This is a genomic window from Streptomyces sp. NPDC056373 (assembly GCF_042262425.1).
GTDB lineage: Bacteria > Actinomycetota > Actinomycetes > Streptomycetales > Streptomycetaceae > Streptomyces.
The window spans coordinates 158,497-170,961 of the sequence record NZ_JBHJPX010000006.1 but is presented as its reverse complement, the minus strand read 5'-3'; the positions used below and the strand labels follow the sequence as shown (position 1 = coordinate 170,961).

At 71.2% G+C, this 12,465-nt stretch carries 13 protein-coding genes and 1 pseudogene; 12 read left to right on the top strand and 2 right to left on the bottom strand.

Annotated elements, in window-relative coordinates; all coding sequences use genetic code 11:
• Positions 1-62 precede the first annotated feature (62 nt).
• The 6 genes from ACFCXS_RS14415 to ACFCXS_RS14390 all read left to right on the top strand — a co-directional run bounded on the left by ACFCXS_RS14415 (position 63) and on the right by ACFCXS_RS14390 (position 5,818).
• The gene (locus ACFCXS_RS14415) at positions 63-1,076 is read left to right on the top strand and encodes a LacI family DNA-binding transcriptional regulator (protein WP_376643559.1); all 1,014 of its coding nucleotides are present in this window, start codon (positions 63-65) and stop codon (positions 1,074-1,076) included.
• Positions 1,077-1,260: 184 nt separating this feature from the next.
• Positions 1,261-2,595 carry a glycoside hydrolase family 68 protein gene (locus ACFCXS_RS14410; protein ID WP_376643558.1) on the top strand — a complete coding sequence of 445 codons (1,335 nt, stop codon included), beginning with the start codon at positions 1,261-1,263 and terminating at the stop codon, positions 2,593-2,595.
• Positions 2,596-2,846: 251 nt separating this feature from the next.
• Positions 2,847-3,641 carry a GNAT family N-acetyltransferase gene (locus ACFCXS_RS14405; RefSeq protein ID WP_376643557.1) on the top strand — a complete coding sequence of 265 codons (795 nt, stop codon included), beginning with the start codon at positions 2,847-2,849 and terminating at the stop codon, positions 3,639-3,641.
• Entirely contained in the window at positions 3,638-3,862 is a 225-nt protein-coding gene (gene infA, locus ACFCXS_RS14400; RefSeq protein ID WP_376643556.1) for a translation initiation factor IF-1, read from the top strand. Before ACFCXS_RS14405 ends, infA begins: the two co-directional genes overlap by 4 nt.
• A gap of 280 nt (positions 3,863-4,142) precedes the next feature.
• Positions 4,143-4,802: a HEAT repeat domain-containing protein gene (locus ACFCXS_RS14395; RefSeq protein WP_376643555.1), complete on the top strand. Its 660-nt coding sequence runs from the start codon at positions 4,143-4,145 to the stop codon at positions 4,800-4,802.
• Positions 4,796-5,818 carry a MerR family transcriptional regulator gene (locus ACFCXS_RS14390; RefSeq protein WP_376643554.1) on the top strand — a complete coding sequence of 341 codons (1,023 nt, stop codon included), beginning with the start codon at positions 4,796-4,798 and terminating at the stop codon, positions 5,816-5,818. Before ACFCXS_RS14395 ends, ACFCXS_RS14390 begins: the two co-directional genes overlap by 7 nt.
• Before the next feature lie 17 nt (positions 5,819-5,835).
• On the opposite strand, the gene ACFCXS_RS14385 is transcribed toward ACFCXS_RS14390, so the two are convergent.
• Positions 5,836-7,113 (bottom strand): GNAT family N-acetyltransferase, encoded by a 1,278-nt coding sequence (locus tag ACFCXS_RS14385; RefSeq protein ID WP_376643553.1) that lies wholly within the window; start codon positions 7,111-7,113, stop codon positions 5,836-5,838.
• A 418-nt stretch (positions 7,114-7,531) separates the two neighbouring features.
• Here ACFCXS_RS14385 and ACFCXS_RS14380 point away from each other — a divergent pair, with 418 nt between their 5' ends.
• Positions 7,532-7,912, top strand: coding sequence for a VOC family protein (locus ACFCXS_RS14380; protein WP_376643552.1), 381 nt, complete (start codon positions 7,532-7,534; stop codon positions 7,910-7,912).
• On the top strand, positions 7,909-8,223 hold the full coding sequence (locus ACFCXS_RS14375) for a hypothetical protein (RefSeq protein ID WP_376643551.1): 315 nt from the start codon (positions 7,909-7,911) through the stop codon (positions 8,221-8,223). Before ACFCXS_RS14380 ends, ACFCXS_RS14375 begins: the two co-directional genes overlap by 4 nt.
• A 70-nt stretch (positions 8,224-8,293) precedes the next feature.
• Here the strand turns inward: ACFCXS_RS14375 and ACFCXS_RS14370 are convergent, their stop codons facing one another.
• Entirely contained in the window at positions 8,294-8,890 is a 597-nt protein-coding gene (locus ACFCXS_RS14370) for a DUF7010 family protein (protein ID WP_376643550.1), read from the bottom strand.
• Positions 8,891-9,297: 407 nt separating this feature from the next.
• Here ACFCXS_RS14370 and ACFCXS_RS14365 point away from each other — a divergent pair, with 407 nt between their 5' ends.
• The 4 genes and pseudogenes from ACFCXS_RS14365 to ACFCXS_RS14350 all read left to right on the top strand — a co-directional run bounded on the left by ACFCXS_RS14365 (position 9,298) and on the right by ACFCXS_RS14350 (position 12,248).
• Positions 9,298-9,924, top strand: coding sequence for a glycoside hydrolase family 11 protein (locus ACFCXS_RS14365; protein WP_376643835.1), 627 nt, complete (start codon positions 9,298-9,300; stop codon positions 9,922-9,924).
• A 59-nt stretch (positions 9,925-9,983) separates the two neighbouring features.
• A pseudogene (locus ACFCXS_RS14360) lies at positions 9,984-10,658 on the top strand (polysaccharide deacetylase family protein); the annotation flags it as partial.
• A 157-nt stretch (positions 10,659-10,815) separates the two neighbouring features.
• A complete protein-coding gene (locus ACFCXS_RS14355; RefSeq protein WP_376643549.1) occupies positions 10,816-11,313 on the top strand; it encodes a hypothetical protein in 498 nt (165 codons plus the stop codon).
• A gap of 125 nt (positions 11,314-11,438) precedes the next feature.
• Positions 11,439-12,248 carry an SAM-dependent methyltransferase gene (locus ACFCXS_RS14350; RefSeq protein ID WP_376643548.1) on the top strand — a complete coding sequence of 270 codons (810 nt, stop codon included), beginning with the start codon at positions 11,439-11,441 and terminating at the stop codon, positions 12,246-12,248.
• Positions 12,249-12,465: the final 217 nt, after the last annotated feature.

Below are 12,465 nucleotides of genomic sequence, written 5' to 3'. Positions count from 1 at the left end.
CACCGGGCAACCGGAAATGTGCGTAGGGCAGGTAGTTCCGCGCGTTCGGGTACTGTACGGCCGTGGGACAACGGGCGACCATCGGCGATGTCGCGGCCCGGGCCGGGGTGGGCGTCGGCACGGTTTCGCGCGTCCTGAACGACAGCCGCAATGTCAGCGAGGACACCCGCGAGCGGGTGCTGCGGGTGATCCGGGACCTGGACTACCGGCCCAACCGGCGCGCTCGCGCCCTGTCCACGGGACGCACCCAGAGCATCGCCGTCATCGCGCCCTTCGCCACCGAGCCGTCCGTCGTCGAGCGGCTGCGCGGCATCTCGCACGTGCTGCACGACCGCGAGCACGACCTCACTCTGCTCGACGTGGCCTCACCGGACCAGCGTGATCGGCAGTACCGGTCGGTGGCTGCCGGGGACCGCTTCGACGGGCTGCTGGCGATCTCGCTCCCGCCCACCGACGACGACGCGGAGCAGCTGGCCCGGGCCGGTCTGCCCACGGTGCTGCTGGACTGTGAGCACCCGGACCTGCCACGTGTGGTGATCGACGACGTGCGCGGCGGCATGCTGGCGACGCGTCATCTGCTGCAACTCGGCCACCGCCGCATCGCGTTCATGGGCGATGTCGCCGACGACCGTTTCCGTTTCAGCGCGAGCGCCCGTCGGCGCGAGGGCTGCGAGCTGGCGCTGAAGGCGTACGGCCTCGCGCTGGAGGAGCCGTACGTCCGGGTCGGACCCCACGGGCGCGCCGTGGCGCACCGCCTCACCGACGAGTTGCTGGCTCTTCCGGAGCCCCCCAGCGCGATCGTCACCGCGTCCGACACCCGGGCACTGGGGGTGATCGAAGCGGCGAACTCGGCGGGTGTGAGGGTCCCTCAGGAACTGTCCGTGGTCGGCTTCGACGACCTCGACGTGGCGGCCTACGTGGGGCTGACCACGGTACGCCAGCCCCTGCGCGCCGGCGGCGGGATCGCCGCGCGCCTGCTTCTGGAACGCATCGGCCGCCCCCCTGGCGAGCCCGTCGAGCAGATGCTGGAACTGGAGCTCGTGCCCCGGCGTACGACGGCCGTCGCGGGAACCTGATCCGCGAGCTGCGCCGATGCCGTTGGATCGGTTCCATTAACTTCCATCACCCAACGCCGACCGCTGCTCGTACGTAAATCTTCACCTCACAAGTTCACTCTTTTTCCGCAAAACTGAGCTAGCGTCAGCGATGGAACCGGCTCCACAGCTTCCATTCGTTCCCTCTTCCCCCCAAGGGTGACGTATGTACAGAGCAAGACGAGCGGTGCTCCGGCTGGCGACCGGTCTGGCGGCCCTCGCGACGCTGAGCGGCATCATCACTCCCGCTTCCGCCTCCCCCCACGACGCGTCCCGGACGGGCGCACGGCAGTACACCGCCGACGACGACCACACAGCCGTCTGGTCCCGCGCGGACGCCCTGAAACTCAAGCAGGACACGACCAACACCGCCCCCCGTGTGTCACCCGACTTCCCGGTGATGACCGACAAGGTGTGGGTGTGGGACACCTGGCCGCTCACCAAGCTCAACACGCGGACCGCCACCTACAAGGGCTGGCACGTCATCTTCTCGCTGACGGCCCCGCGCTCGGTGCCCTTCGGCGACCGCCACTGGTACGCGAAGATCGGCTACTTCTACTCGCGTGACGCCAAGAGCTGGAAGTACGGCGGCGACCTGTTCCCGGCCGGCACCTCGTTCGGCTCACGTGAGTGGGCCGGCTCGACGGCGCTGATCGGCGACAAGGTGCAGTCCTTCTACACCGCCTCCGGGCGCGACAACGGCGGGGTCGACCCCAGCGACGCGCTGCAGCGCCTGGCGCAGGCGACCGGCAAGATCCACGCGGACAAGAACCGCGTGTGGTTCTCCGGCTTCCGGGACCACCGCATCATCGCCGAGGCCGACGGCAAGATGTACCAGACCCTCGAACAGTCGCAACAAGGCCCGATCATCTACGCCTTCCGCGACCCGTTCGTCTTCCGCGACCCCCGGGACCGCAAGGTCCACCTGCTGTTCGAGGGCAACACGGGCGGTACCGCGGGCTCGTACCAGTGCACCGAGCGCGACCTGGGTGACCTCCCGGCCGGCCACGAGGTGCCGGCGGACTCGAAGTACTACACGGGCAACATCGGGCTGGCCACGGCCGACGGCGACAGCATGGAGAACTGGAGGCTCCAGCCCCCGCTGCTCTCGGCCAACTGCGTGAACCAGCAGACCGAACGGCCGCACCTGATCATCCGCGGCGGCAAGTACTACCTGTTCACGATCAGCCACAAGTTCACGTTCGCGCCGGGGCTGAGCGGCTGGGACGGCCTCTACGGGTTCGTCGGCCCGTCGCTGCGCAGCGACTACCGGCCGCTCAACGGCAGCGCGCTGGTCCTGGGCAACCCCGAGGACGCCCCGACACAGCAGTACTCGCACTACGTGATGCCCAACGGGCTGGTGGAGAGCTTCATCGACACGGTCCCGACCGCCGACGGCGGGACCCGCTTCGGCGGCACCCTCGCCCGCACGCTCGTGCTGTCCCTGAAGGACGACAGGACGAGGCTGGCCGGCCAGCTGGACTACGGCTACATTCCGTAAACCCGTCCGAGCGGGTCGGGGGCGGCTGGTCCGATCAGCCGCCCCCGTCCGCCGTGTCGGGCGGAAAAGGCTTTGAGCGCGGCGGTGGCCCGCTGCTACGGTCCCGGTCGGACCGTGAAGTCGACGTAGGAGGTGAGCCCCGTGAACGCAGTTACCCGTGGGTGCTCCCTCGATCCGTCACGGTCCGGCGGCTGACGTTCGGTGTCGCCAGGAGCGCCTGAGATCAAGGCACTCCTGGAAGGGAGACTCCGATGGACACAAAGCCGTCCGCATCCGGCCTGAGCGAGAACGCGGTGACGATCACGCGTGTCGCGTACAGGCAATGGCACGCGCTGGACGACGACCTGGTGGTCGGCCGCGGGCATGCGCACCACCGGCCCGACGGCCGCTTGTTCGTCAGCATCGACGCCTGGCACGACGTCGCCTTCGACCGGCTCGCCGAGGTGATGGTGGCGGCACTGCCGGCGCCGCTGTACACGGTGGTCGACGAAGCGGACGTCGAGCTGACGGCCGGCTGGCGGCGGGCCGGTTTCACGGTCCGGCGCCGCGAGTGGGAGTACGCCGTACCTACCGGCCCGAGGGCCACAGGGCTCGACGGGGTCCTGCCACCTCCGGGCGTGACGATCGTGCCCGCGGGTCAGGCGGACGAGGGTCTGCTGCGTGAGGTGGACCGTGCGATCCGGGACGAGGTCGAGGCGACGGTCGGGTGGTGGCAGTCGATGCCCGCCGAGGTGCTGCCCCGCACCGAGGGCGACACCGTCGTCGACCCGGCGAAGTACGCGGTGGCCGCGGCGCCGGACCGCTACCTGGGGCTGATCCGGGTGGTGACGGCGATCCGGCCGCGCATCGGCCTGGTCGCGGTCCGGGCAGGCGAGCAGCGCCGCGGCATCGGGCGAGCCCTGCTGGCCCATGCGCTGCTGACGGCGCACCGCTCCGGGTTCACCACGGCCTGGACCGAGGTCCACGAGTCCAACCACGCGGCCACGGCGCTGTTCGAGAGCGTCGGCGCCCGGCCGATGAGCAGCAACCTGGAGCTGGTGCGATGACGAAGAACAAGAACGTCGTCGAGGTCGAGGGCAGGGTCGTCGAGTGCCTGCGCAGCGCCATGTTCACCGTGGAGCTGGAGAACGGCCACCAGGTGCTCGCGCACATCAGCGGGAAGATCCGCAAGAACTACATCAAGATCGTGCTGGAGGACCGGGTACTGGTGGAACTCCCGCCGTACGACCTGACGCGCGGGCGGATCGTGTTCCGGTTCCGGAACTAGCGGTGGGCGGCCCCTTCGCCGTCAGGGGCAGCCGGAGCGGAAGCCCTGGCTGTGGCGATGGCTGACCTCGGGGTTCCGGCCACGGCGTTCTTCCGTGGCCGGGACTCCGGTGGCGGCTCGGCCGCCGGTCGCAGGCCGCCGGTCGCAGGCCGCCGGTCGCAGGCCGCCGGTCGCAGGCCGCCGGTCGCAGGCTTGACCTTGACACGATGACAAGGTCTCCACTTGGGCCCTGGAGGTGGTCCCGATCAACACGACCGACACAACCCCGCAGAACACCCGTGTGACCCAAGCCCTGGGCGCTGACGACCCGACGGTCCGGCTGCGGGCGGCCCTGGCGGTCGGCTCGAACCCCGATCCCGTGTTCCTGGGGACGCTCGTCGAGCGGTGCGCGGTCGAGCCGGACTTCTTCGTACGAGACATGCTGTCCTGGGCGCTGACCCGTCTCCCACCGCGGATCACCCTGCCGCGGATCCGCCAGGAGCTCGACTCCGAGCGGCCCCAGGCCCGTAGCCAGGCGCTGCACACACTCTCCAAGATCGGCGACCGGAGCACGTGGGCGTGGATCACCCGCGACCTGCTGCGGGACGCCGACGACGAGGTCGCGCGGACCGCGTGGCGCGTCGCGGTCGTCCTGGTGCCCGAGGGCGAGGAGAAGGAGCCGGCGGCCGAGCTGGTCCTGCAGCTCGGCCGCGGTGACCGCGATGTGCAGCTGAGTCTGAGCCGGGCCCTGGTCGACCTCGGTGACGTGACCAAGCCCCTCCTGGAGAAGGCGGGGGAGAGTTCCGACCCGGCGGTTGCCGCACACGCCCGCGCCACCGAGCTGCTCCGGCAGAACCCGGAGACCGGCTTCGACGCGGCCCTCGACGAGGCGAAGCGCGTGGTCGCACTCGGCCCGGGACGAGCTGCCGCCGCCGCGGAGGCGGAGGACGCACCTTGCTGATCGGCGATGTGGCCCGCCGCTCCGGAGTGAGCACCCGGATGCTCCGGCACTACGACGCACTGGGGTTGGTGCGGCCCACGGGTCGCACCGCCGGTGGCTACCGCGAGTACTCCGCCGAGGACGTCCGCCGGATCTTCCACGTGGAGAGCCTGCGGACCCTCGGACTCTCGCTCAAGCAGATCGGGCGTGCGCTGGAGGACCCGGCCTTCACACCGTCCGCCCTGGTCAGTGACCTCATCCGGCAGACGGAGGACCGCCTGGCACGGGAGGAGGAGCTGCTCGAGCGGCTCCGTGCGATCGACGCGTCGACGCCCACCGGCTGGCCGGAAGTGCTGCGCGTCGTCGAACTCATGCGGGAACTCGACTCGACCAGTGCCGCGCGCAGACAGCAGGCCGTCCTGGCCCGGCCGGAGGACGTGCCGGTACCCGCCGAACTGCTGGCCGGGGCGGTCCTGACCGAATCCGACCCGCACGTCGCGGGCGCGCTGCGCTGGGCGCTCGCCCGATCGGGCGGCGACGGCATGGCGACGCTGCGCGCCGGCGCGCACTCGGAGGACGCCGGGGTCCGGCGGCGCGCGGTGCTGGCGATCGCCGGGATGCCCGAGGCCCCGGGTGCCGTCGAGGTGCTCGCGGACGCTCTCGGCGACCCGGACGCGACGGTGCGCAGGCACGCTGCTCTGGCTCTGGGCAGGCAGGGCGTGGCCGCGGCCGTGCCCACACTCGTCGGCATGGTGGTGGAGGGCTCCAACGACGTGGACGCGGCGGAGGTGCTGGGAACTCTGTCCCTGGACCCCGAGTGCACGGACCGGATCACGACGGCCCTGGTCGACGAACTGTCCGCGCCCACCGCGAACTCCGCCGCGCGGATTCGCCTCACACAAGCGCTGGTCGAGCTCGCGGGAGCCACCGCTCAGGAGGTCCTGCGTCAACTGGCCCACGACGACGACAGCGATGTCGCCCTCGTCGCCACGGCCCTTGTCGACGTTCTCGAAGAGCGCTGCCTCGACGACCGCTGAGGTCTGAGAGGCACGGGTCAGAACCAGTGCAGGCAGTGCGGGGAGCGCTCGGCCCGGAAGAGGGTGTCGGCGAGGGCGGCCGCCTCCGGGTGGTGGGCCAGGACGTGTCCGGCGCGCACGAGGGTGCTCGGGGCGGTGCCGCCGAGGTAGACCGAGCCCAGGTCTCGGATGTCGAGGGAGAGGTCGGGCTTCCGGTCCGTCGGGGCGCAGTCGGCCTTGCCGTTCCGGACGGTCAGCAGGTAGCGGTCGCGTTCGCCGAGGAACGGGTCGTGGACGTCCAGGACGAGCTCGCCGTCCGTGAACCAGCCGCGCGCGGTCAGCGCACGCGGGACGTCCAGCAGCCGTACCCAGAGCCAGTCCATGTCGCCGCTCACCTGACCGGCGCGGAAGTCCGCGAGCTGCCGGCGCAACGGGTGTTCGGGCTGGAGGTGCTTGAACACGACCTGGGACACCAGGTCGTGTTCGAGGGCGAACCGGGCCAGGGCCGTGAAGACGGCGTCGTCGGTGGCGATGGTCTCGTCGACCGTCAGGGTGCCGGACTCGATCGAGTAGCTGGCGTACCCGTCCGGGACCCCGTCGGCGTCCCGGTGGACAGCTATGTAGCGGGGCTCCCGCGAGATCGGGGGCTGCCCCGCCCGCAGGGCCCACCAGCGGTGCGGCCGGGACAGCGCGCCGGGCTGGGCGCGGCGGTACCGGTCGTAGACGTCCTCCAGGATCCCCCCGCACTCGGCCCGGCGCAGCACCTCGACCGAGCCGCTGCCGGGGTCGTGGCGCGAGGCATCGCCCGAACCGTTGCCCGGGCCGTCGCCCGAGCCGGTCGCCGGCCGGTCGGCCAGGCCGCGTGCGCGGGGCGGTGCGAGGGCCGCCTCGTGGCGCGGCACCTTCAGCTGCGCCGTGCAGGTCGCCGGTCCGTAGCCGAACCTGCCGTAGATCGAGGCCTCGGAGGCCAGCAGCACGGACAGGAGCTCCCCGCGGGCCCGCAGCTCGGCGAGCTGATACCGCATCATCGCGGTGAGCACGCCCTGGCGCCGGTGCGAGGGCAGGACGCCGACGGCGGTCACCCCGGGGGCCGGGACGAGGGTCTCGCCGGGCAGGGTGAGCTCGAAGGCGTGCGTGGCGGCGGTGCCGACGGGTCGGCCGTCCGCCGTCCGGGCGAGCAGGCAGCGGTCCGTTTCGAGCGCCGACCACCAGAGCCCGCCGCCGTCGACCGGGGTCTCCGGGAAGTGCCCGAACGCGGCATGAACGGTGTCGACGAAGACGTCGAGATCCTCGTCGGTCGTGGGACGGATCTCCATCGCTGCCGCGGCCTCCTCGGGACACCTCCACCACGACCACTCGTGGTGTCCGGTCGCCACATTGCAACGGCGGATCGTGGCCCGGGCAAGCGAATTACCGCAGGGACCGGCCCGGTGGGTGTCGTCGGCGGCTCCGGAAAGAGGCACCGTGTGGCACGATCCAGCGCGTGGAACGGGTGACTCTCGTGGAGGTGCCCTCACCTCTGCCTCGACGTTCGAGCGAACAGGTACGCACGTCGGCTGCGGGGGGCGTCGTCGGGTTTGCCCAGCATTTTCACGCGCGGGTATGGGCACGTACCAAAAACATTCGCAGCGGTTCGTCCCGGCCGGTACGGTCACGAGCGCGTTCCCGCTGTGGGCTGCTCGAGAGCTCCGCGTGACGCCCCGGCCGTTCCGACACTGAGAGTGGGTCTCGTCCATGGCATGTCGTATCAGTGAGCTCGTGCTCGGATGCCGCGACCCCGAGGTGCTGGCACGGTTCTGGTGTGAGGTCCTGGACTTCGTCGTACTCGACCGCGAGGACGACGGCACCCTTGAGATCGGCCCGCGCGAAGGGTTCGGCGGCCCGCAGCCGACGATCATCCTCAGCCGCAGGGACGAGCCGGAGCCCGGGAAGTCCCGGCTGCACATCGACGTCAACGCCACCGACCGCGATCAGGACGCCGAGCTCGAACGCCTCCTGAAGCTCGGGGCGCGCCCGGCCGACATCGGCCAGACCGGCGAGGAGCAGTGGCACGTTCTCATGGACCCGGAGGGCAATGAGTTCTGCCTGCTCAAGGCCCGCCTCAACCCGCTGTGACGACACCGGACCCCGAGCAGCGGCCCGGCACAGCGCCCGAGGACCAGGAAATGCTGCCGGAAGCACCCGACGCCATCTGGGTTCTGGAGGGGTTCGGCAAGGCGGACGACACCTTGCGGGTGGAGCACCCCATCAGCCGTGAACAGCTCCTGCTGTTGCGTGAGGTGATCAAGCCGGATCCCGGCGACCCCTGGATGATCTACTGCTACCCCGTGCCCGTCGAGGTGTGGCCGGCGGTGGACGCGATCCTCCGGTGCGGGCCGCCCAGTCCCGAGCTGGACTACCTCACGGGGGCCTACGCGGCCGAGTGAGGCCACGCGGGCCGGAGGCGTGCGTCCCGGTCGCGGCCGACCGTGCCGGGCCGACCGGCACGGACGGAACCTAGCCGCGCAGCGCCAGGTGGTACGACGAGGCCCACAACACCGACGCGCTGCCCAGGCCCACCACGACCCGCACGGTCTCGCTCGCCAGACCGGCCGCGACGAGGACGAACCCGGTGACCGCGACGGCCGTCAGCAGCGACGCCGTCCACCGGTACTGCCACTGGTCGTACAGCCGGGCGAGCGGGAAGAAGTGCAGGCCCACGACGAGGGCGATGCCGGCCGGGACGACCTCGGGCCGGCCTGCGGCGTCGGCCGCGGCGATGACGGCGAAGACGGCCACCAGCTCGACGGTGTTGACGATGCCCACGCCGCGCGCCCAGTGGGCGGGGAGGTTCACCGTCCGGGGCGAGGGCGCGGCGCCCTTGCGATACCCGAGGCGGATCGCCGCCGCGGTGAGCAGCAGCGCCGCCACCTCGATGCAGAGCGGTACGGCATCCGTCGCCGAGCCGGTCCCGGAGGCCGCCGCCACGGCCCACAGCAGGGCGAAAGCAGAGAGCACCAGCACGCCTCGGCGGCGCAGATCGCGGGTGAGGGCGAGGCACTCGGCGTCCTTCTCGGACGGAGTGGCGGGTGTCGCGGCGGACGTTGATGTCACTCGCGGAGAGTACATTGGCCGGCCCGCCATGTTCTCGCGAATTGCGAGGAGGCCGTATTCCGTCGGCCCCGCGGGCGACCCGACCGGAATGCGATCCGGAAATACTCCGAAACATTCGAGTAGAGGAATCCTGCATTCCGCGCGACAAAGGCGCCACGAGGTAGGGAACTTTCCCCTCCGCAACCACCAAACCCCGCACGAGCAGTGGAAACATGAAACGGCCCGCCCTCACGCCATCCCGAACATTTCGCAAACACCGCCGAAACCATTGACAGTTGAAAGGCCCCGGCCAACACTCCCCGGTGACAGAGCTCCCCCGTCGACCCACCCCACTCGGACGAGGAGGAAGCACCCCCGTGAAGAAGTCACCAGGCCGTTTCCGGCTGCTCATCAGCAGCACCTGCACCATGCTGCTGGTCGCGGCCGCGGCGCTCGCCATGCCGGGCACCGCGCACGCCGACACCGTCGTCACCACGAACCAGACCGGCACCAACAACGGTTACCACTACTCGTTCTGGACGGACGCGCCGGGCACGGTCTCCATGACCCTTTCCTCCGGCGGCAGTTACAGCACCTCATGGCGCAACACCGGTAACTTCGTCGCAGGCAAGGGCTGGAGCACCGGGGCCCGCCGCACCGTGACGTACTCGGGCACGTTCAACCCGTCCGGCAACGCCTATCTGACCCTGTACGGCTGGACGGCGAACCCGCTCGTCGAGTACTACATCGTCGACAACTGGGGCACCTACCGGCCCACCGGCACCTACAAGGGCACCGTCACCAGCGACGGCGGTACGTACGACATCTACAAGACGACGCGATACAACGCCCCGTCCGTCGAGGGGGTACGCACCTTCGACCAGTACTGGAGCGTGCGGCAGTCGAAGCGGACGGGCGGCACCATCACGGCCGGCAACCACTTCGACGCGTGGGCCCGGGCCGGGATGCCCCTGGGCAACTTCAAGTACTACATGATCATGGCGACCGAGGGATACCGGAGCAGCGGCAACTCCAGTATCCGGGTGGGGTCATGAGGACGAAGCCCGTGCCGGCCGTTCTCGCCGCGGTGGCGAGGAGGGGACCCGTGCGCGGGATGCTCGTGACGGTGGCGGCCGCGGCCGTCGCCGTCACGACCACCGTGGCCTCGAACGTCACTGCCGCCGCGGTCTCGACCGCCGCGCCGTCACGGGCCGCCGCCTGCACCGGCTACGTCGGGCTCACCTTCGACGACGGTCCTTCCGGCAACACGACGAGGCTGCTCGACACGCTCCGCCGCAGCGGGCTGCGGGCCACGATGTTCAACGCGGGCCAGTCCGCGGCGGCCAACCCGTCCCTGGTCCGGGCGCAGGTGGCCGCGGGCATGTGGGTGGCCAACCACAGCTACACCCACCCGCACCTGACCCGGCTGAGCCAGGCGCAGATCGACTCCGAGATCTCCCGCACCCAGCAGGCCATCGCCGACGCGGGAGGCGGCACGCCGAAGTTGTTCCGCCCGCCGTACGGGGAGACCAATGCGACGGTGCGGTCCGTCGCGGCTCGCTACGGCCTGACGGAGATCCTCTGGCAGGTCGACTCACAGGACTGGAACGGCGCGAGCACCGACGCGATCGTCCAGTCCGCCGCCCGGCTCACCGACGGCCAGATCATCCTGATGCACGACGGCCCCGCCAACACCCTCGCGGCCATCCCCCGCATCGCCCAGAACCTGGCGTCCCGGGGCCTGTGCGCGGGAACGATCTCCCCGCGGACGGGCCGCGCGGTGGCCCCGTGAGCACACGGCGCGACGGCTCCCACGCCGTCGCGCCACCCGGCCGGGCCGGCCCGTGAGCAGCGGCACCGCCAGGGGTGCGCACGGGTTCTGGTGTACGGCGTACTTGAGTACAGGTGCTCATGACGGGGCCCGCGCCGCCCCGGATCCTGGACGCATGACGAATCGGGGAATCGTGGCGGCCGGGGCCGCGCTTGTCGGCGGGGTGCCTGTGGCCGCTTGGGGGCTGATGGGGCAGCAGAACCACGACGGGCTGCCGGCCGGTGAGCTCGACTACGCCTTCCAGCCGTGGGACATCGGGGACGGCGTGGCCGCGGTCGCGGGTGGGCTCGCGCTGGTGCTGGTGGTGGCCGGGGCGGCGGTGCTCGTGCGGGCCTCGCTGCGCGGGGCGATGGACCAGCGGTGGTGGGGTGTGGTCGGGCCGCTGGTGGCGCTCGGGCTCATGGCCGGTGTGGGGTGGCGGATCCTGACCGCGGGTGGCATCGGAGCGAACATCGGCGCCGGGCTGCTGATCATTTTCGGTACGCCGGTCGCGACGGGGCTGCTGCTGTGGTCCCTGGCGTGGGCGTTCTGGCTGGTCACCCAGCGCCACGGGCACGAGGGCGGCGGGCTCGGTGGCGGAGAGATAGGCGGTTTCGCCTCCCGCGGGGTGTAGCCGCGGGGCGTGGCCGAAACACCACGGCGGTCCGGTGCGGGGTAGGGCAACAGCCCTGCCCCGCATGGAAGTTCCCCTAGGTTGGTGGGCCGGACTCCCTTCCCCACCCCCCAGGAGGCCCCGCCGTGTCCCACGACAGCCTGCGTGACCGCATCGACACCTCCAAGCCGCACTCGGCGCGCTTCTGGAACTACTTCGTCGGCGGCAAGGACAACTACGAGGTCGACCGCGAGATCGGCGACCAGATCAAGTCGATCTTCCCGGGGCTCGTCGACGTGGCGGTCACGAGCCGCCGGTTCCTGGGGCGGGCCGTCACGTATCTGGCGGGTGAGCAGGGCGTACGGCAGTTCCTGGACGTCGGTACGGGGTTGCCCACCGCCGACAACACGCACGAGGTCGCGCAGCGTGTCGCTCCGGACGCCCGGATCGTCTACGTCGACAACGACCCCATCGTGCTGGCCCATGCCAACGCGCTGCTCACCAGCACCGCCGAGGGCAGGACCGCGTATCTGGACGCCGACCTGTACGACCCGCAGGCCGTGCTGAAGGCCGCCGCCGGCACGCTGGATCTCTCACGGCCGGTCGGGCTGATGATCCTCAACACGCTCGGTCATGTCGCCGACTACGAGCGGGCGCGTGAGCTGGTGCGGCAGCTGATGGCCGGGTTGGCGGCCGGGAGCTACCTGGTGATCAGCGACAGCACCGCGACCAGTGAGGGCATGATCGCCGCGTCCGAGGCGTACAACGCGAGTGGGGCGGTGCCGTACTACGTCCGGCCGGTCGCCGAGATCGCAGGGTTCTTCGACGGGCTGGAGCTGGTGGAGCCGGGGGTGGTGAGGGTTCCCGAGTGGCGGGCGGAGGAGTCCGGGGTCGGCGGTGCGGGGGCTTCGGCCGCGGCTGTGGATGCGTACTGCGGGGTCGGGCGCAAGCGGTAGGGCCCGCCGTCTTCGGGTGCCGCGCCGTGGGGGCCGGGCGCGCAGTTCCCCGCGCCCCTGGGGTGGGACCGTCCCGGAGCGTCGAGCGGGCCCGGCCGGTCATCCAACGGCTCGGGGTCCGTCGTCTTCGGGTGCCGCGCCGTGGGGGCCGGGCGCGCAGTTCCCCGCGCCCCTGGGGTGGGACCGTCCCGGAGCGTCGAGCGGGCCCGGCCGGTCA